This is a genomic window from Micromonospora sp. NPDC049204 (assembly GCF_040647935.1).
Taxonomy (GTDB): domain Bacteria; phylum Actinomycetota; class Actinomycetes; order Mycobacteriales; family Micromonosporaceae; genus Micromonospora.
The window spans coordinates 95,496-114,031 of sequence record NZ_JBEZDC010000007.1; the positions used below are offsets into that span (position 1 = coordinate 95,496).

16 protein-coding genes are annotated in these 18,536 nt (G+C 72.4%); 14 read left to right on the forward strand and 2 right to left on the reverse strand.

The features are described 5' to 3' along the window. The first annotated feature begins 19 nt into the window (after positions 1-19). From AB0A90_RS15685 to AB0A90_RS15730, 10 genes are all read left to right on the forward strand, one after another. Positions 20-412 carry a hypothetical protein gene (locus tag AB0A90_RS15685; protein ID WP_357247400.1) on the forward strand — a complete coding sequence of 131 codons (393 nt, stop codon included), beginning with the start codon at positions 20-22 and terminating at the stop codon, positions 410-412. A 228-nt stretch (positions 413-640) separates the two neighbouring features. Next, the gene (locus tag AB0A90_RS15690; protein ID WP_357247403.1) at positions 641-3,475 is read left to right on the forward strand and encodes a Na+/H+ antiporter subunit A; all 2,835 of its coding nucleotides are present in this window, start codon (positions 641-643) and stop codon (positions 3,473-3,475) included. A gap of 55 nt (positions 3,476-3,530) precedes the next feature. Beyond that, a complete protein-coding gene (locus AB0A90_RS15695; RefSeq protein WP_357247406.1) occupies positions 3,531-4,010 on the forward strand; it encodes a Na(+)/H(+) antiporter subunit C in 480 nt (159 codons plus the stop codon). Then, complete coding sequence (locus AB0A90_RS15700) at positions 4,010-5,515, forward strand: Na+/H+ antiporter subunit D (RefSeq protein ID WP_357247409.1); 1,506 nt, start codon at positions 4,010-4,012, stop codon at positions 5,513-5,515. Before AB0A90_RS15695 ends, AB0A90_RS15700 begins: the two co-directional genes overlap by 1 nt. Further along, positions 5,512-6,123 (forward strand): Na+/H+ antiporter subunit E, encoded by a 612-nt coding sequence (locus AB0A90_RS15705; RefSeq protein ID WP_357247412.1) that lies wholly within the window; start codon positions 5,512-5,514, stop codon positions 6,121-6,123. Before AB0A90_RS15700 ends, AB0A90_RS15705 begins: the two co-directional genes overlap by 4 nt. Further along, positions 6,120-6,383 carry a monovalent cation/H+ antiporter complex subunit F gene (locus tag AB0A90_RS15710; RefSeq protein WP_357247414.1) on the forward strand — a complete coding sequence of 88 codons (264 nt, stop codon included), beginning with the start codon at positions 6,120-6,122 and terminating at the stop codon, positions 6,381-6,383. Before AB0A90_RS15705 ends, AB0A90_RS15710 begins: the two co-directional genes overlap by 4 nt. Further along, positions 6,383-6,742 carry a monovalent cation/H(+) antiporter subunit G gene (gene mnhG, locus AB0A90_RS15715; protein ID WP_357248048.1) on the forward strand — a complete coding sequence of 120 codons (360 nt, stop codon included), beginning with the start codon at positions 6,383-6,385 and terminating at the stop codon, positions 6,740-6,742. Before AB0A90_RS15710 ends, mnhG begins: the two co-directional genes overlap by 1 nt. Positions 6,743-6,914: 172 nt before the next feature. Then, the gene (locus AB0A90_RS15720) at positions 6,915-8,270 is read left to right on the forward strand and encodes a hemolysin family protein (RefSeq protein ID WP_357247416.1); all 1,356 of its coding nucleotides are present in this window, start codon (positions 6,915-6,917) and stop codon (positions 8,268-8,270) included. 52 nt (positions 8,271-8,322) lie between these two features. Beyond that, complete coding sequence (locus tag AB0A90_RS15725) at positions 8,323-9,387, forward strand: hemolysin family protein (protein ID WP_357247418.1); 1,065 nt, start codon at positions 8,323-8,325, stop codon at positions 9,385-9,387. Between the two features lie 152 nt (positions 9,388-9,539). Next, entirely contained in the window at positions 9,540-10,469 is a 930-nt protein-coding gene (locus AB0A90_RS15730; RefSeq protein WP_357247421.1) for a sporulation protein, read from the forward strand. 275 nt (positions 10,470-10,744) lie between these two features. Here AB0A90_RS15730 and leuE read toward each other — a convergent pair whose 3' ends face one another. Beyond that, a complete protein-coding gene (leuE, locus tag AB0A90_RS15735; protein ID WP_357247424.1) occupies positions 10,745-11,416 on the reverse strand; it encodes a leucine efflux protein LeuE in 672 nt (223 codons plus the stop codon). Beyond that, positions 11,416-12,657, reverse strand: coding sequence for a bifunctional pyridoxamine 5'-phosphate oxidase family protein/GNAT family N-acetyltransferase (locus tag AB0A90_RS15740; RefSeq protein WP_357247427.1), 1,242 nt, complete (start codon positions 12,655-12,657; stop codon positions 11,416-11,418). The genes leuE and AB0A90_RS15740 overlap by 1 nt, the downstream gene beginning before the upstream one ends. Before the next feature lie 36 nt (positions 12,658-12,693). On the opposite strand from AB0A90_RS15740, the gene AB0A90_RS15745 reads away from it, so the two are divergent. From AB0A90_RS15745 to AB0A90_RS15760, 4 genes are all read left to right on the forward strand, one after another. Continuing rightward, entirely contained in the window at positions 12,694-14,034 is a 1,341-nt protein-coding gene (locus AB0A90_RS15745; protein ID WP_357247430.1) for an aminotransferase class I/II-fold pyridoxal phosphate-dependent enzyme, read from the forward strand. 413 nt (positions 14,035-14,447) lie between these two features. Further along, on the forward strand, positions 14,448-15,152 hold the full coding sequence (locus AB0A90_RS15750; protein ID WP_357247434.1) for a UdgX family uracil-DNA binding protein: 705 nt from the start codon (positions 14,448-14,450) through the stop codon (positions 15,150-15,152). Positions 15,153-15,355: 203 nt separating this feature from the next. Beyond that, positions 15,356-16,960: a flavin monoamine oxidase family protein gene (locus AB0A90_RS15755; protein ID WP_357247438.1), complete on the forward strand. Its 1,605-nt coding sequence runs from the start codon at positions 15,356-15,358 to the stop codon at positions 16,958-16,960. A gap of 203 nt (positions 16,961-17,163) precedes the next feature. Next, positions 17,164-18,534, forward strand: a complete 1,371-nt coding sequence (locus AB0A90_RS15760) for an MFS transporter (protein WP_357247441.1) — start codon at positions 17,164-17,166, stop codon at positions 18,532-18,534. The last annotated feature ends 2 nt before the right edge of the window (positions 18,535-18,536 follow it).

Below are 18,536 nucleotides of genomic sequence, written 5' to 3' on the forward strand. Positions count from 1 at the left end.
ACCGGGGTGAGGGGATTTGATGGCCGGCGAGCAGCACACCGTCGAACCGGGCACCGACGTGCTGATTCGCAAGGTCGACAGCCACCTCGCAGCCCTCCGTGGCGGCCTGCACGGCCCCGAGTTCGAGCTCGCCGAACGCCTCGCCCGCTGCCTCCGGGAGTTGGTCCTGTGCACCGCCCAGGCCAGCGCCGCCGATCGTGGCCAGGTCCGCGCCGCCGTCCACTACTTCGTGCTCCGCCGGGAGAGCCGTGGTCGGTTGCTCTCGGTGCGGTCACTGGCCGCCGCGGAGCGGGTGGTCGACCGGGTGGCACGCCAACTCGGCCGCACCGACCTGCTGACCGAGCTGCGCCAAGACCACCCCACCCCCGAAGCCCCCCACCCCCACCCCCACCCCCAAACCCTCCTCCACTAACCCACCCCACCCCACCCCCACCCCGGGTCGATCATGCAATTGTGGTGGGTGACAAAACTCGTGTCGTGGGGCAAAACCGGCAGCACAACTCCATGATCGGCGGGGTGAGGGGACCCGCGATCTGCGGGGGGATTCCGGCAAAACCGCCCGGTGAGCGACAAACTGGCGTCTGATCGCTGCTAGGGGCCGCCGCTGCACGAGCGCCGGCCACCTGGATCGGGAGCGCAGGTGCTGGTACTGCTCGTCCTCCACCTCGTGGCGGCCCTCGTCGCGCCCCTGCTCGTCCGGCGGTGGGGATCCCGCGCGTGCTACCCGCTGGCGCTGGTACCGGCTGCCGCCTTCTGCTGGGCGCTGGCCCGTACCCCGGCCGTCGGCGACGGCGGGGCGGTGGTCGAGACGTACCGGTGGATCCCGCAGTTGGGCCTCGACATCGCGTTCCGGCTCAGCACGCTCTCCTGGCTGATGACGCTGCTGATCGGGGGCGTCGGCGCGCTGGTGCTGGTCTACAGCGCCCGCTACTTCAACGCCGGATCGAGCGGCCTGGCACGGTACGTCGGGGTCCTGGTCGCCTTCGCCGGCGCGATGCTCGTCCTGGTCTTCGCCGACGACCTGCTGCTGCTCTACGTCGGCTGGGAACTCACCACGATCTTCTCGTACCTGCTGATCGGGCACAGCACCGAGCGGCGGTCCAGCCGGTGGGCGGCGGCGCAGGCGTTGACAGTCACCACGCTGGGCGGGCTCGCCATGCTCGTCGGGTTCATCATGCTGGGCGTGCACGCCGGCACCTACCGGTGGTCGGAGATCGCCGCCCAGCCACCACCCGGCGGCGGGTACCTGGTGGTCGCCGTGTTGCTGATCCTGGCCGGCGCGCTGTCCAAGTCGGCGGTGCTGCCGTTCAGCTCCTGGCTACCGGTCGCGATGGCGGCGCCCACTCCGGTCAGCGCGTACCTGCACGCCGCCGCCATGGTCAAGGCCGGCGTCTACCTGGTCGGGCTGCTCGCGCCGGTGCTCGCCACGGTCGGGCCGTGGCGGCCGGTGGTGCAGATCGCCGGCGTGGCCACCATGCTGCTCGGCGGCTGGGCCGCGCTGCGGCAGACCGACCTGAAGCTGTTGCTGGCGTACGGGACGGTCAGCCAACTCGGTCTGCTGGTCGCGGTGACCGGCTCGGGCACCCCGGACGCCGCCCTGGCCGGCACGGCGATGCTGCTGGCGCACGCGCTGTTCAAGGCGGCGTTGTTCCTGGTCGTCGGCATCATCGATCACGGCGCCGGCACCCGTGACCTGCGGGAGCTGTCCGGGCTGCGGCGCTGGTCCCGGCCGCTGTTCGTGGTCGCGGTGCTGGCCGCGGCGTCGATGGCCGGTGTGCCGCCGTTCGTCGGCTTCGTCGCGAAGGAGGCGGTGTTCGGGGCGTTCACCGACCAACCCGTGCTCCTCACCGGCCTGGTCGCCGGGACGGTGCTCACGGTCGCGTACAGCGCCCGCTTCCTCTGGGGCGCGTTCGCCGACCGCCCAGGTGTGGCACCGGCCCGGCCCGGCCCGATCGCCGCGTCGCTGCTGCTCCCGCCAGCGGTGCTCGCCGGGGTCGGGCTCCTCGCCGGCCCGGCCGCGAGCGTGCTGGACGACGTGCTGCGCCCGTACGCCGATCTGCTCGGTGGGGTCGACGCGCACCTGGCGCTCTGGTCCGGGCCGACCCCGGCTCTCGGCCTGTCCGTGCTGGCTCTCGCCGGCGGTGGCCTGCTCTTCGCCGTGCGGGCGCCGGTCGCCCCGGTGCTGGCCCGGCTGCGTTCGCCGGTGGGCGGCAACCAGGGGTACGAGTGGGTCGTGGGCCGGTTCGACCGGTTGGCCATCGAGGTCACCGGCGCGACCCAGCGCGGCTCGCTGCCGCAGTATCTCGGCATCATCCTGGTCACGTTGGTGCTGGTGCCCGGTGCGGCGATGCTCTCCGCCGGCCCGTGGCGGGCCCGGATCCCGCTCTGGGACAACCTGCTCCAACCGGTGGTCGTGGTGGTGATCGCGGTCGCCGCGGTGCTGGCGGTCGGCGCCCGCCGTCGCCTGACCGCCATGCTGCTGGTGGGCATGACCGGCTACGGCACCGCGATGCTCTTCGTCCTGCACGGCGCACCCGACCTGGCGCTCACCCAGTTCCTGGTGGAGACCGCGACGATCGCGGTCTTCGTGCTGGTGCTGCGTCGCCTGCCGCAGCGGTTCTCGGCCCGCCCGCTGCGGCGTACCCGCTGGGTCCGTCGGGCGATCGGGGTGGCGGTGGGTGTGGTGGCCGCCGGGCTGGCCCTCACCGCCGCCGCGGCCCGCCGGGCCCCGGACATCTCCGCCGCCTTCCCGGATCTGGCGGTGGCCGAGGGGTACGGCCGCAACGTGGTGAACGTGACACTCGTCGACATCCGGGCCTGGGACACCATGGGCGAGCTGGCGGTGCTGGTGGTGGCCGCGACCGGGGTGGCCAGCCTGATCTTCGAGCGGTCCCGGACCGGGCCGCGACCGCGCCGGCCGGACTCGGACCAGCGGACCGACGAGCCCGGCCGCCCGGTGTGGCTGCGCGGCGGTCCCACCCTCTACGAGGAGCGCCGCTCGATCGTGTTGGAGGTGGTCATCCGGCTGATCTTCCACACCGTGGTGCTGTTCTCCCTGTTCCTGCTCTTCTCCGGGCACAACGCGCCGGGCGGTGGCTTCGCCGGCGGTCTGGTGGCGGGTCTCGCCCTGGTGGTCCGCTATCTGGCCGGGGGTCGGTACGAGTTGACCGAGGCCGCCCCGATCGGCGCCGGTGCGATCCTCGGCGCCGGACTGGCGATGTCGGTGGGCAGCGGTGTGGTGGCGCTGCTGGTCGGCGGATCGGTGCTGGAGAGCGCCAAGGTCGACGGGTCGCTGCCGTTGATCGGTGACGCCCATCTGGTCACGTCGCTCTTCTTCGACATCGGCGTGTACCTGGTCGTGATCGGGCTGGTGCTGGACGTCCTGCGCAGCCTCGGCGCCGAGGTGGACCGACACATCGAGGCCACCGGAACGGCCACCGGCGGCCTGGCCGTCGACAAGGGTGAGCGGGCATGAGCGCGAGGAGTGCGCCGGGGTTGCGCGCCCCGCAGTCGCGAACAAGGGCGAAACCATGACGGCGAGCGAAGCGGGACCGACGCTGGTGTTGGTGCTGGCTGTCGCGGTGCTCGTCGGTTGCGGGGTGATCCTGCTGCTGGAGCGCACCCTGACCCGGATTCTGCTCGGGGTGATCCTGCTCGGCAACGGGGTGAATCTGTTGATCCTGCTGGGTGGGCGTCCGGGTGGGGCGCCGATCGTCGGCACCGGTGCGAAGGAGCGGATGAGTGATCCGCTGCCGCAGGCGATGGTGTTGACCGCCATCGTGATCACCTTCGGGTTCAGCGCGTTCCTGCTCGCGGTGGCGTACCGCAGTTGGTATCTGACCGGCGACGACGAGGTGCCCGACGACCTGGAGGACCGGCAGATCATCCGTCGGGCGGTGCGGAACGAGGTCGGCGCTGTCGACCACGGCGGGGAGGGCCCGAACGGCGACCCGGAGCAGGTCGATCCCGAACCCGCCCGCCGCCGGCTCCGCCGCGGGCACGAGTCGTGATGAGCGCGCTGGTGCCGCTGCCGGTGGTGGTGCCGCTGCTCGGCGCGGCGCTGACGCTGCTGCTGGCCGGTAAGCCCCGACTCCAGCGCTCGATAAGCGTGTCCTGTCTGGGTGGCACGCTCGTCGTGGCGCTGTTGCTGCTCGTGCAGGCGTACCGGCACGGGCCGGTGGTGGTGGCGGTCGGTGGGTGGCCGGCGCCGGTCGGCATCGTGCTGGTCGCCGACCAACTCGCCGCGCTGATGGTGGTGGTCTCGTCGGCGGTGACCCTCTGCGTGCTGCTGTACTCGATCGGCCAGGGTCGCAGCGAGAGCAGCGAGTCCAGCCCCGTGGAGATCTTCCACCCGACGTACCTGGTGCTCACCGCGGGCGTCACCAACGCGTTCCTGGCCGGCGACCTGTTCAACCTCTTCGTCGGCTTCGAGATCCTGTTGGCCGCGAGTTTCGTGCTGATCACCCTGGGAGGCAGCGAGACCCGGATCCGGACCGGGTCGACGTACGTGGTGGTCAGCATCCTCTCCTCGATGATCTTCCTGACCGGTGTGGGTCTGGTGTACGCGGCCACCGGCACGCTCAACCTGGCCCAACTCGCCCAGCGCCTCGACGACCTGCCCGACGGCGTCCGACTGGCCCTGGAGCTGATGTTGCTCCTGGCCTTTGCGATCAAGGCGGCGGTCTTCCCGTTGTCGGCGTGGCTGCCGGACAGCTATCCCACCGCGCCGGCCCCGGTCACCGCCGTCTTCGCGGGTCTGCTCACCAAGGTGGGCGTCTACGCGATCATCCGCACCGAGACGTTGCTGTTCCCCGGTGGGCACGCCGACGTGCTCCTGATGGTCGTCGCCGGGCTGACCATGGTGATCGGCATCCTCGGCGCGGTGGCCCAGTCCGATCTGAAGCGGCTGTTCTCGTTCACCCTGGTCAGCCACATCGGCTACATGATCTTCGGGGTGGCGTTGAGCACCGCCGCCGGGCTCTCCGGCGCGATCTTCTACGTGGTGCACCACATCACCATCCAGACCACGTTGTTCCTCGTCGCCGGGCTGGTCGAGGAGCGCGCCGGCAGCACCGACCTCCGCCGCATCGGCGGGCTGGCCCGGGTGGCGCCGCTGCTCGGGGTGCTGTTCTTCGTCCCGGCCATGAACCTCGCCGGGGTACCTCCGTTCTCCGGTTTCCTCGGCAAGCTCGGCCTGCTCCAGGCCGGGGTGGCGGCCGGCGGTCCGCTGCCCTGGGTGCTGGTCGCGGCGGGCACGCTGACCAGCCTGCTCACTCTCTACGTGGCGTCCCGGGTGTGGAACATCGCCTTCTGGCGCTCGCCCCGACTGGCCACCAGCGAGCCGGCCGTCCGGTTGCCGAAGCTGATGGTCGGGGCCACCGTCGCCCTGGTCGCCCTCGGGTTGGCGCTGACCGTGCTGGCCGGACCGCTGTTCGACGTCACCACGGACGCGGCCGCCGACCTGCGGCTGCGTACGCCGTACGTGGATGCCGTGCTGCCGGGCGGCGTGCCGTGACCGGCCCCCCTGACCCGGCTCCCGACGCCACCGCGCCCCCCGTGGTGGGACGCGGCCGGCTCGGGCGTTGGCGCGACCAGGTGGCGGCCCTCGGGTGGCTGGTGGTGGTCTGGAACCTGCTCTGGGGGGACATCAACTGGGCCAACGTGGTCGGCGGCCTGCTGGTGGGCGGCGCGGTGCTGGTCTTCTACCCGCTGCCGGCGGTCAGCTTCGGCGGCCGGCTGCGACCAGGGGCGCTGCTGGTGTTCGCCGGCCGGTTCGTCGTCGAGCTGGTCAGCGCGAGCCTGCACGTCGCCCGGATCGCCGTGCAGCCCGGCTACCGGCCGCGCGGGGCGATCGTCGCGGTCCGGCTGCGGGTCACCACCGACCTCAATCTGGCGCTCACCGCCGAGGCGGTCTCGTTGGTGCCGGGCACGCTGATCCTCGAGGTGGACCGGGACTCCGGGACGCTCTACCTGCACGTGCTCGACACCCACGGACCGGCGGACCTCGACGTGGCCCGCGAGCGCACCCGCACCGTCGAACGGCGCATCGTCCGCGCGGTGGGCTCCGCCGCCGAACTGCGCCGCGTCGAGACCGACCGATCCGAGAGGGGAACCAGTCCGTGACCACGTTCCTGGCCGTCGTCCTCACCCCGCTGCTGTCGGTGACCGCGCTGCTCGCGCTGGCCCGCCTGTACCGTGGCCCGTCGCTGGTGGACCGGGTGATCGCCGCGGACATGCTGCTCGCCACCATGGTCGGCGCGGTGGGCGCCGAGGCGGCGGTCAACCGGCATGCCACCACGCTGCCCGTGCTCGTGGTGCTCTCCCTGCTCGGCTTCGTGGGCTCGGTGTCACTTGTCCGCTTCGCCGTCCGGGAGCAGCAGTGATCGCGACGATCGCGGACTGGCTCGGCGGCGCTTGTCTGGTGGCCGGTGCCCTGCTCGGCCTGGCCGCCGCGATCGGGGTGCTGCGTTTCCCGGACGCGCTGAGCCGGATGCACGCGGCCACGAAGCCACAGGTGCTCGGGGTGCTCCTGCTGCTGGTGGGCATCGCGTTGCGCCTGCGGTCTCCGGCGGACCTGGGCATGGTCGCGCTGGTGGCGGTCTTCCAGTTGGCGACCGCGCCGGTCGCGGCCCAGATGATCGGGCGGGCCGCGTACCGGTCGGGGCGGCTGGACCGGAGCCTGCTCGACGCCGACGAGCTGGCCGAACGCGGCCCAGGCAGCGGGTCGGCGGGGCCGGCGTGACGGCTGTCGAACCGGACGTTGCCGCTCCTTCGGCCCACCCCCAGCGCGGTCCCAGCCAGCGCCGATAAAATAGCGGCATGATCGACTCTTCTGCCCAGGAGGGCAGCAGTAGCCAGCCGGGTCGTGCCCGGCATATCCCCGTACCGACGACCCCGGGAGCCCTGAGCGACCCGTGTTGATCGTCGTTGGTCTCCTTCTGATCATTCTTCTCACTGCCGCCACCGGATACTTCGTGGCGCAGGAGTTCGGCTATGTCGCCGTGGACCGGGGCAAGCTGCGCCAGCTCGCCGATGACGGCGATCAGGCCGCCGCCCGGGCGCTGACCGTCACCAGCCGGCTCTCCTTCATGCTCTCCGGCGCGCAACTCGGCATCACCGTCACCGCCCTGCTGGTCGGCTACGTCGCCGAGCCGTACCTGGGTGGTGGCCTCGCCGACCTGCTCGGCGTGGCCGGCGTCAGCGATTCGGTCAGTCTCCCGCTGTCGGTGGCGTTGGCCCTGGTCATCGCCACCGTCGTGCAGATGGTGCTCGGTGAGCTGGCCCCGAAGAACCTGGCCATCGCCCGGGCCGTGCAACTGGCCCGGGCGCTGAGCCGATCCACCCTGATCTACCTGGCCGTCGCCGGGCCGCTGATCCGGCTCTTCGACCGGGCCTCGGTACGCCTGCTGCGGCGGATCGGCATCGAGCCGATCGAGGAGCTGCCCAGCGGCGCCACCCCGGCGGACCTGGAACAGATCATCGCCGAGTCCCGCGAGGAGGGCTCCCTCGACGCCGAGATGTCCACGCTGCTCGACCGAGGTCTGGACTTCCGCGAGCTGACCGCCGGGGAGGCCATGGTGCCCCGGGTCGACGTGCACACCGTACGGGCACACGAGCCGGTCAGCCGCGTGGTCGAGCTGCTGGACACCGGCCACTCCCGCTTCCCCGTACGCGGCTCGGAGGGCGTCGACGACCTGCTCGGTGTCGTCGGCATCGCCGACGTGCTCGGCGTACCCCCGGGGGAGCGGGCCACCACCCCGGTGAGCGCGGTGGCCGTGCCTCCGCTGCTCGTACCGGAGACGTTGCCCCTGCCCACGGTGCTCGACCGGCTGCGGTCCGGGCATCGGCAGATGGCCTGCGTGGTCGACGAGTACGGCGGCTTCGCCGGGGTGATCACGCTGGAGGACATCGCCGAGGAGCTGGTCGGCCCGATCCGGGACGAGGACGACCCGCCGGATCGGGCACCGGCCCGGCAGGACGACGGGTCCTGGGTGGTGCCGGCGCGCTGGCGGATCGACGAGGTCGCCGACAGCACCGGCATCGCCCTGCCCGAGGCCCCGGAGTACGACACCCTGTCCGGACTGGTGATGCGGGAGCTGGGCCGCGTGCCGGAGGTCGGTGACCGGCTGGAGATCAGCCTGTTGCGCGAGGGCGCGGACGGCGAGGACAACGAGGCCGAGCCCCGGGCGCTGGTCGAGGTGCTGGCCGTGGACCGGCACGTGGCCGACTCGGTGCGGTTGCAGCTGACCAAACCGGGGGTGAGCGCGTGAGCGCGAGGAGTGAGCTTGCGAGCCCCGCGGTCGCGAACGAAGGACAGCACCGATGAGCCCCGGGATCGCGCTGTTCAGTTCGGTGATCCTGCTGGCGCTGAACGGGTTCTTCGTGGCCGCCGAGTTCGCCCTGGTGGCCAGCAAGCGCTACCGCCTGGAGCAGGCGGCGGCGAACGGCGGTCGGGCGGCACGTGCCGCGCTGGACGGTGTCCGCGAGCTGTCGCTGATGCTGGCCGGCGCGCAGCTCGGCATCACGTTGTGCACCCTGGGTCTCGGCGCGCTGGCCGAGCCGGCGATCGAGCACCTGCTCAGCCCGCTGCTGCACGCGGTGGGCCTGCCGGACGCGGCCAGCCACCTCGTGGCCCTGGTCTTCGCCCTCGGGGTGGTCACCTTCCTGCACCTGGTGGTGGGGGAGATGGCGCCCAAGTCGTGGGCGATCACCGACGCGGAGCGTTCGGCGACGTTGTTGGCGTTGCCGTTCCGTGCCTTCGCCCGGGTGTCCCGGCCGGTGCTCTCCGCCCTCAACGCTCTGGCCAACGCGATCCTGCGGCTGGTCGGGGTGAACCAGCAGGATCAGCTCGCCCAGGTGCACGGCCCGGACGAGTTGCGGATCCTGTTGGAGCAGTCCCGTGAGCACGGGCTGCTCGGCGCGGAGCAGCACCAGTTGCTGACCAGCATGCTGGAGTTGCAGGGCACGTCCGTGGCGCAGGTGATGGAACCGTTCGCCACCATGGTCACCGTCCGTCGGGACGACCCGGCCGAGCGGATCGAACAGGTCAGCCGGGACAGCGGCCGGTCCCGACTGGCGGTGCTCGACGAGGCGGGCGACGTCTGCGGTCTGGTGCACGTCCGGGAGGCGGTACGGGTGGTCACCACCGGCCGCGTCGCCACCGCCGGGTCGCTGATGACGCCCGCGTTCACCCTGCCCGCCACCTCCTCGGTCACCGAGGCGGTGGCGGCGATGCGGGGCCGGCAGTCGCAGCTCGCGTTGGTGCGCAACGGCGGTGGCCCGACCCGACCGATCGGGTTCGTGGCGCTGGAGGACCTCCTGGAGGAGGTCATCGGTGAGTTCGACGACGAGACCGACACGGTGCCGCGCGGACGGCGGTTGCGCTGAGCCGTCGACCCGGCCGCGTCCGAGCGACGCGGCCGGGTCGCTGCCCGGCGTGGGCGGGTCGCGGTTCGACGCGGTCGGGCTTGAGGTCACCTCGACTGGGTAGGCGCGCCGGTGTGGGGCCGGCGGGGCCCCGTCCCGAGAGGGGGCGCGCGGTGCGGCTGACGGGAGTGTCTCCGGAGTCCGGCGGGACCGGGCTGTCCGTGCAGACCACGCTCCCCAACCCGAGCACCCGGCCGGGCCTGCGCCTGCCGGGGCGGGTGACCCTCGCCGCCGGACCGGACGACGTGCTGGTGCGCCACATCCGGCTCGGCCTCGTCAGCACCGTCGAGCCGGATGATCCGGCTGGAGCCCGACGCCTCATGCAGTTCCACCAACTGCCGATCGCCGGCCGGTTCGTCGTACCGGCCGGCCGGCGGCGGGCGGTCGACTTCGCGTTGCCGCTGCCGTGGGAGACACCGGTGACCATCTTCGGCGGGGTGCCGCTGCTGAGCCTGCGGATGGGCCTACGGACCGAGGTGTCGCTCGACCCCGACCTGGACCAGGGTGCGATGGTGCCCGTCTTCGTGCACCCGCTCCCCACCCAGCAGCACGTGCTGGCGGCGCTGGACACGCTGGGTTTCATGATCCGCCAGGCCGGCTTGCAGGAGGGCGGGTTGCCGGGTGTGGAGCACACCCTGCCGTTGCATCAGCGCTGGGGATACTGGGTGGGGCCCCTCTACGCGGGCCCGATCACCGAGCTGGAGATCATCTTCGTGACCAACTCGGCGGGCATGGAGGCGATCCTCTGGATGGACCGCAAGCTGGCGCTGGCCGGAATCACGCATCAGAGCATCAGCCGGTTCCGGATCTGGCACGAGGACGCCGACCGCCGGGACTGGGTCGCCACCGTCGACGGTTGGATCCGCCAGGCGATCAACCGGCACGCCGCCGCGGCCGCGCACGCCGACTGGTCCGCGCAGATCGCGGGATCGGCCCACACCAGCCGCCACCCCGACGAGCCGATCCGATCCGGCTACGGCCTTGGCGGCACGGCGGGCAGCGGAGGCGTAGGAGGCGGCGGCTCCGGCGGCGACGGCACCTGACCAGCGCAAAGCCAATCCCGCCCGGCCCGGCCCGGCCGCCACTCGGCGATCTTGCACTTTCTGCCCAAAGCGCTCATTTCAGCGACCGAAGTGCAAGATCGCGGGTGTAGGGCGCGAGGGATCAGTCCGCCCGCGTCGATCATGGAGGTGTGGTGGGATTAATATCCGCTATTGCACCTTTTGCGAGACACCACAACTCCATGATCGACGCGCGCAGGAGCGTCGACGCGCCGAGAAGGACCGACGCTCGCACGAGCGTTGACCTGCCGCGGGGATTAGCCGGCGCTGGCGGTGGCCAGCTTGAGGCTGAAGGCCAGGAAGAGGGCTGCCACGGCGGTGGTTCCGCCGGCGGCCAGGCGGCGGCGTTGGCGGAACTGGGCGGCCAGGAAGGTGCCCGCGAAGATCAACGCAGTGAGGTAGAGCGCGCTGGTCACCTGGGCGATCAGCCCGAGCAGCAGGAACGACAGCGCCGGCCAGGCGTAGCCGGGGTCGACGAACTGGATGAAGAAGGAGATGAAGAACAGGATCGCCTTCGGGTTCAGCAGGCTGATCACCAGCGCCTTGCGGAACGGGCTGCGCATCGCCGCCGGCTCCGCGGCGTCGATGAGCCGCGGCGTGCTCGGGTCGTTGCGGTCGCGCCAGCGACGCACGGCGCCGAGCAGCATGGTCACCCCGACATAACCGAGGTACGCGGCGCCGGCGTACTTGACCACGAGGAACAGCGGGGGGTACGCCTTGAGCAGCGACGCCACCCCGGCGGCGGAGAGGAACATCAGCACCCCGTCGCCGACGAACACACCGCCGGCGGCCCGGTAGCCCACCGCGACGCCCCGCTTGGCCGCGGTGGAGAGCACGAAGAGCGAGTTCGGCCCGGGCAGCAGGATGATGGCCACGGTGCCCAGCACGTACGTCCAGATGTCGGTGATCCCCAGCACGCCCGCCATCATCACGCCACCGGTGCCGTCCGCAGAAGTCTTTCGCGCAGCCGTGCCTGTGCCGTCGGCCACTCGTCGACGGTCATCGCGTACTGCACGGTGTCCCGCCAGGAGCCGTCCGGGCGTTGCCGGTGCATCCGCAGCACCCCTTCCCGGGTCGCGCCGAGCCGTTCGATGGCCTCCTGGGAGCGCACGTTGCGGATGTCGGTGTGCCAGGCCACCCGGACCGCGCCCAGGTCGTCGAAGGCCCGGCTGAGCAGCAGCAACTTCGCCTCGGTGTTGATTCCGGTACGCCACCAGGGCCGGCCGAGGAAGGTGTGCCCGATCGCCACCGATCGCCGCTGCGGGTCGATCTCGTAGTAGGACGTGGTGCCGACCACCGCCCCGGTGCTCGCGCACCGCTGCATCCAGGCCACCCGCTCGCCACGGTGCTGGGCGGCCAGGGCGGTGCGGATCACCTCGGCCGTCGCGGCGGGCGTGGTGGGCAGTGCGACGCTGAGGTTCCGCCACACCTCCGGGTCCGCCGTGGCGGTGTGCAACTCGTCGGCGTGCGCCAACTCCAACGGCTCCAGCCGGACGTGCTCGCCGTGCAGCGCCACCGGGTCGTGCCAGGGCGTGCGGACCGTGCGGAGGAACGCCGGCAGCGGTGCGGTGACCCCGGCGTCCGGCTCGGGTTGCCCGGCGGTCAGCCGCAGCGGCAGCACGCCGGCCCAGTGCGGCAGGTCCAGGTCGGCCTCGTCCTCGCGGACCCCACCGGAGCGGGTGCGGACCGACACCTCGTGCAGCGGCAGCGCCAGCACGGCGGTCTCGGCCAGCTCACGCCGACTGGGTGGGCGGGTGTCCGTGCTGCGCCCCGAGCCGACCTTCTCGACGAGCGCGGTGAGCATGGCGCTCTTCTCCCGCTCGTCGGTGACCAGTCGGGCGGTGCCGAGCGCGACCACCGAGCGGTAGTTGGCGCTGTGGTGGAACTGGGAGCGGGCGTAGACCAGACCGTCCAGCAGGGTCACCGTGACGCAGACCTCCAGCCCGTCATCGCGGGCGGCGAGCAGCGGGCGGCTGCCGGTGGAGCCGTGCAGGTAGAGCGTGTCGCCGATGCGGACGTGCAGGGTGGGCAGCACCCGTGGCTGGCCGTCGACGGTGAAGCCGAACGCACAGTGGTACGCCTCGTCGAGCACCGCGTGGGCGGCGGCCCGGTCGTAGGTCATCTTGTCGCGGGAGCGGTGGGGTGTGGTCCGGGCGGTAGGTGGATACATGCGCGCGTCCCTTTGTTCTAGTACAATCTCTTGTTTGTGTCAGCACGCTATCAGCTCAGTGGAACGACGGCCGCCGAGATTTCGGCCAGCATCGAGTCGGGCATCCGTACGGGTGCCCTGCCGCCGGGGGCCGCGCTGCCGCCCGTACGGGCTCTCGCCGCCGAGTTGGGGGTCAGCCCCGCCACCGTGGCCCGCGCCTACCAGGACCTGCGCCAGCGCGGCCTGCTCGCCACCGCCGGACGGCACGGCACCCGGGTACGTCCGCGCCCGCCGGTGGCCGCCCGCCGCTCCGCGCTGCGCCCCCCGCCGTTGCCCGGCGCCCGCGACCTGTCCCGGGGCGAGCCCGACCCTCGGCTGCTCCCGCCACTCGGCCCGCACCTGGCGGCCCTCGCCGCCGACAACGGCCCGTCGGTCGGCTACTCAGACGCCGGGGTGTTGCCGGAGCTTGCCGAGGCGGCCCGCGCCCGGCTGAGCGCCGACGGCGTACCGGCCGGGGAGCTCACCCTCACCGGCGGCGCGCTGGACGGCATCGAACGGCTGCTCGGCGCACACCTGCGCCCCGGTGACGCGGTGGCGGTGGAGGATCCGGGCTGGGCCAACCTGCTCGACCTGGTCGCCGCGTTGGGCCTGCGCCCGATCGGCGTACCGCTCGACGACGAGGGACCCCTGGTGGCCGGGGTGGCCTCCGCACTGGCCGCCGGAGCGCGGGCGCTGGTGGTCACCAGCCGGGCGCAGAACCCGACCGGCGCGGCCGTCTCCGCCGCCCGCGCCGAGGCCCTGCGAGCGCTGCTCGCCGGTCGGCGGGACCTGCTGTTGATCGAGGACGACCACGCCGCGGAGCTGGCCCGCGTACCCCTGCACCCGCTGGCTGGGGCGACGTCGAGCTGGGCCTTCGTGCGCTCGGTGAGCAAGCCCTTCGGCCCGGACCTGCGGCTCGCGGTGCTGGTCGGCGACGAGACCACGGTGGCCCGGGTGACCGGCCGCACCCGGGTCGGCGCCGGCTGGGTCTCCACGGTGTTGCAGCGGCTGGTCCTCGCCCTCTGGCAGGACCCGGCGGTCACCGAGCAGGTGCGGCGGGCGGCGCGGAGCTACGAGCAGCGGCGTACGGGGCTGCTGGCCGCACTGGCCGCGCACGGCCTGACCGCACAGGGCCGCAGCGGCATCAACGTCTGGCTCCCCGTGGCGGACGAGACAAGCGTGGTCACCGCCCTGCGCGACGCCGGCTGGGCGGTGGCCCCCGGCGCCCTCTACCGGATCGCCGCGCCACCCGCTGTCCGCATCTGCGTCAGCCCTCTGACCACCGAGGATCTGGCTCCACTGGCGGCCGCCCTGGCGCAAGCCCAGAATCCCACCCCACCCCGAGGCTTCCAAACCTAGCCCGCCCCGCGCCCCTCCCACCCCCGCGATCTTGCACTTTCTGTCGCCGATATGTCGATCGATGCGGCATTAGTCCGGGCAGAAAGTGCAAGATCGCGGGGATTCGGGGCGGACGAGGCGGGTATGCGGGCGCCGGAGGTGGGGTCATGGCTTCAGGTGGGGCGCGTAAGGGAGTCTGGATCGCTGTCGCAGTGGCGATCATCATTATCATCATCGTGCTGATCGCGATCGCTTCCGGTGGGGATGGCGGCGGCAACGGGTACTGACGCGGGCCGGCGTCGCGTCGCCGACGACCTGGCGTGGCCGGGAGCGTGTCGCGTCGCCGCCGGGAGCAAGCGGCACCGCGTCGCGTCGCGGCACCGCGCCGTGGACGTACCGGGCGCGGGGCACCTGACGGGTATATAACAGTCGGCATGGCCGAGCAGACCGGGAGCGCTCCGGGCGCCCAGCGGTTCATCCCGCCCGACGCTGACACCATCGATGACCTGCGCACCGCGGCCGGTGGTTGCCGGGGTTGCGAGTTGTACCGCGACGCCTCGCAGACGGTGTTCGGCCGGGGCGACGAGAGCGCCCGGGTGGTGCTCGTCGGGGAGCAGCCCGGTGATCTGGAGGACCAGAAGGGGCTGCCGTTCGTCGGCCCCGCCGGACGGCTGCTGCGACGTGCCGTCGACGACGCCGGGCTGGAGCCGGGTCAGCTCTATCTCACCAACTCCGTGAAGCACTTCCGGTTCGAGTTGCGCGGCAGGCGGCGGATCCACCAGACGCCGGACCAGGTGCACGTCACCGCCTGCCGGCCCTGGCTGGTCGCCGAGTTCGCCCGGCTGCGTCCGGAGATCGTGGTGGTGCTCGGCGCCACCGCCGCCAAGGCGCTGCTCGGCCCGTCCTTCCGGGTCACCCGGCAGCGCGGCGAGTTGCTGCCCTGGCCCGAGTCGGCACAGCACCCGGAGGACTTCCGGCGGGTGCCGGTGGACAACTCCGGGAAGCGGGCCGACGCGCCCACGGCACGGCTGCTGGCCACCATCCACCCGTCCGCGGTGCTGCGCGCCGACGACCAGGACAAGGCGTACGAAGGGCTGGTCACCGACCTTGCCGTCGTCACCCGTGCCCTCGCCGGGTAGGGACCGGCAGGCTCGTCCGCTCGTCAGTGGTCTCACCCGCCGCACCCGGGAGGTCGGCGACGCCCTGCCGGGTCGGGAATCTCCGTCGGAAAATGCCACTGCGGCTAAACGCTGAGGCGATACCTGCCAGAAACGGCAATGCGCGATCCGCGTAACAGGTCCTCTACAGACTCACGGGAGTCGATCTTGTAGGGGAGGCCGTTATGAGCGATCAAACACAGTCGATGGTCAGCCGGCGTGGGTTCCTGCGGGCGGTCGGAGTCAGCGGCGGTGCCGGTGCGATGCTCGCCACGATGGGTGCCATGGGACTCGCTCCCAGCCCGGCCGGAGCCGTGCTCCCCGCATTCCGAGCGCCGGAGCGATCCGACTTCACCCTGACCGGGCGGTCGGGCGCCAGCGTGGTCGTTCTCGGCGGCGGCATCGCGGGGCTCACCACCGCGTACGAGTTGGGCAAGGCCGGCTACGACTGCACGATCCTGGAGGCACGACACCGCGTCGGTGGGCGGAACCTGACCATCCGGGGTGGCGACGTCGAGACCGACCTCGACGGACGCACCCAGCGGGCCGGTTTCTCCGACGGGGTCTACTTCAACGCCGGGCCGGGTCGGATCGCGCAGTGGATGCTCACCATGGACTACTGCCGGGAACTCGGCGTACCCATCGAGGTCTTCACCAACCAGAACGCCGACGCCTGGATCTACAACGAGTCCGCCGGGATGACCGAGCCGGTCCGGTACCGCACCGCCAAGGCGGACGTGTACGGCTACGTCTCGGAACTGCTCGCGAAGGCCACCGACCAGGGTGCGCTGGACGGCCGGCTGACCACCGACGATCGCGACCGGCTGCTGTCGTTCCTGCAGAGCTTCGGCGCGATCGGCGGGCGGGCCAGCGACTGGGCGTACACCGGGACCAGCCGGCGCGGCTTCTCCGGGTATCCGGGCGCGGGCAACGACGTGGGCACCTCGCTCGGCACGCCGCCGCCGCTCTCCGACGTCTTCGCCAGCAACGTGGGCCGGTACTTCTCGTTCGAACTCGGCTACGACCAGGCCATGCTGATGTTCCAGCCGGTCGGCGGGATGGACCAGATCCCGCGCGCCCTGGCCAGGGCCGTGGGGCCGAAGCGGGTACGGCTCAACGCCGAGGTGACCGGGGTGACCGACCGGGGCAGCCGGGTGGAGGTGACCTACCGGCAGGGTGGCCGGCAGTCGCAGATCACCGCCGACTACTGCGTGGCGGCGCTGCCGCCGCACCTGATGGCCCGGGTACCGAACAATCTCGGCACGGCGGTGACCGCGGCGCTGGCCGACTTCCCGGTCACCGCCTCCGGCAAGATCGGCCTGGAGTACCGCAGCCGCTGGTGGGAGACCGACCAGCGGATCTACGGCGGCATCACCGAGACCGACCTGGACCTGTCGCACATCTGGTACCCGTCGTACGGCTTCCACGGCAGGCGCGGCCTGGTCGTCGGCTACTACAACACCGGGGCGAACGCCAGGGCGTACAGCGCACTCGCGCCGGAGCAGCGCAGAGAGCGTGCCGTCAGCCAGGGTGTGAAGATCCACGGCGAGAAGTACCGCAGTGAGTTGGTCACCTCGTACTCGCACGCCTGGGACCGGACCCCCTACATCGAGGGCGCGTGGACCTCGCCCCGGTACGGCACACCCGGATACAACCTGCTGCTTCAGCCGGCCGGGCGGGTCTACTTCGCCGGGGACTGGCTGAGCCACGAGGTGGCCTGGCAGCACGGGGCGTTCGTGGCGGCCCGCTCGGCGGTCTCCGCGCTGCACCAGCGGGTGATGGCAGGCTGACCAAACCCCGGCCCGCGTAACTTCGGGGAAGGTGCTGCGTCCCGGCGCGCTGAGACAGCAGTTTCCCCGAAGTGGCGAGGATCTTGCGGCGGGCGGCGGGCGGCGGGCGGCGGGCGGCGGGCGGCTGTCGGCTGTGGGCGAAACCCACTGCCGCTGGTCGGGGTGGGTGCGCGAGGATGGGTCACCCGTCCCGAGGAGCGCCGATGGCGACCGACCTGACCGCGCCGCGTACCGCCGCCCGACCCGACGTCGCGTCGATCCAGCGGCGTACCCTGCGGCTGCTCTTCACCACCCAGATCATCGGTGGGATCGGCGTGACCATCGGCATCGCCGTGGGCGCGCTGCTCGCCGCGCGGATCGCCGGCACCGCGATGGCCGGTGTGGCGCAGAGCGCCGGGGTGGTGGGCGCGGCGCTGCTCGCCGTCCCGGTCACCCGGATCATGGCGCGGCACGGTCGCCGGCCCGGCCTGGTGCTGGCGTACGCGATCGGCGCCGTCGGTGGCGTACTGGTGGTGCTGGCCGCGGCCACCCACTGGGTGCCGCTGCTCTTCCTCGGCATGCTGCTCTTCGGCGGGGGAACCGCCGCGAACCTCCAGGCCCGCTACACGGCGGTGGATCTCGCCGAGCCGGCCCGCCGCGGGCGGCAGCTCTCCCTGATCGTCTGGGCCACCACCATCGGCGCGGTGGCCGCGCCGAACTTCGCCGCGCTGGCCGACCGGGTCACCTCCGGTTGGGGGCTGCCCGCGCTGGCCGGCCCGTTCGCGTTCAGCGCGGCCGCGTTCGTGCTGGCCGCCGTCGTACTCCTCGGGTTGCTCCGGCCCGACCCGCTGCTCACCGCGCGGCGGCTCGCGGCGGCCGACGCGCCCTTCGCCGGCCCGCCGCCGGCCACCGACGCGCCGGCGGCCACCGCGGCGGCCGAGACGCCGCCGGCCGTCGCGCCGGTCAAGGTACGCGCGCCGCGCACCGCCGGGATGCGGACGGCCTGGTCGGTGGTACGCGGGCGGCCGGCCGCCCGGCTCGGCATCGCCGCGGTGGCGGTCGGTCACCTGGTGATGGTGGCGGTGATGGCGATGACGCCGGTGCGGCTCGGCGAGTCGCACGCCGACGCCGACGTGCTGCGGCTGGTCGGCATCGTGTTGAGCCTGCACATCGCCGGCATGTACGCGTTCTCCCCGGTGGTCGGCTGGCTCACCGACCGGCTCGGTCGGCGGGCGGTGATCCTGGGTGGGGTCGGGTTGTTGCTGGCCGCCTGCGCGGTCGCCGGCACCGCCGGGCACCACACACCCCGGCTGTCGGTGGGTCTGGCCCTGCTCGGGCTGGGCTGGTCGGGCACGATGGTGGCTGGTTCGACCCTGTTGTCCGAGTCGGTGCCGGCCGACGTGCGGCCGAGCGTCCAGGGGTTCTGCGACCTGATCATGGGGTTGGCCGGGGCCGCGGCCGCCGTGGTGAGCGGGTTTGTCATGCAGCTCGCCGGTTATCCGGTGCTCACCCTGCTCGCGGCGGTCGCGGCGGTGCCCCTGGTGGCGCTAGCGTTGCGCCCGGTGCCGACCGGGGCACCGGACGAGGAGGGCTGATC

Excerpts from the sequence above, each read along its gene's own strand:
- AB0A90_RS15760 (WP_357247441.1), top strand. The coding sequence starts at position 17,164 with ATGGCGACCGACCTGACCGCGCCGCGTACCGCCGCCCGACCCGACGTC.
- AB0A90_RS15685 (WP_357247400.1), top strand. The coding sequence starts at position 20 with ATGGCCGGCGAGCAGCACACCGTCGAACCGGGCACCGACGTGCTGATT.
- AB0A90_RS15750 (WP_357247434.1), top strand. The coding sequence starts at position 14,448 with ATGGCCGAGCAGACCGGGAGCGCTCCGGGCGCCCAGCGGTTCATCCCG.
- AB0A90_RS15695 (WP_357247406.1), top strand. The coding sequence starts at position 3,531 with ATGACGGCGAGCGAAGCGGGACCGACGCTGGTGTTGGTGCTGGCTGTC.
- AB0A90_RS15725 (WP_357247418.1), top strand. The coding sequence starts at position 8,323 with ATGAGCCCCGGGATCGCGCTGTTCAGTTCGGTGATCCTGCTGGCGCTG.
- AB0A90_RS15740 (WP_357247427.1), bottom strand. The coding sequence starts at position 12,657 with ATGTATCCACCTACCGCCCGGACCACACCCCACCGCTCCCGCGACAAG.
- leuE (WP_357247424.1), bottom strand. The coding sequence starts at position 11,416 with ATGATGGCGGGCGTGCTGGGGATCACCGACATCTGGACGTACGTGCTG.
- AB0A90_RS15700 (WP_357247409.1), top strand. The coding sequence starts at position 4,010 with ATGAGCGCGCTGGTGCCGCTGCCGGTGGTGGTGCCGCTGCTCGGCGCG.
- AB0A90_RS15755 (WP_357247438.1), top strand. The coding sequence starts at position 15,356 with ATGAGCGATCAAACACAGTCGATGGTCAGCCGGCGTGGGTTCCTGCGG.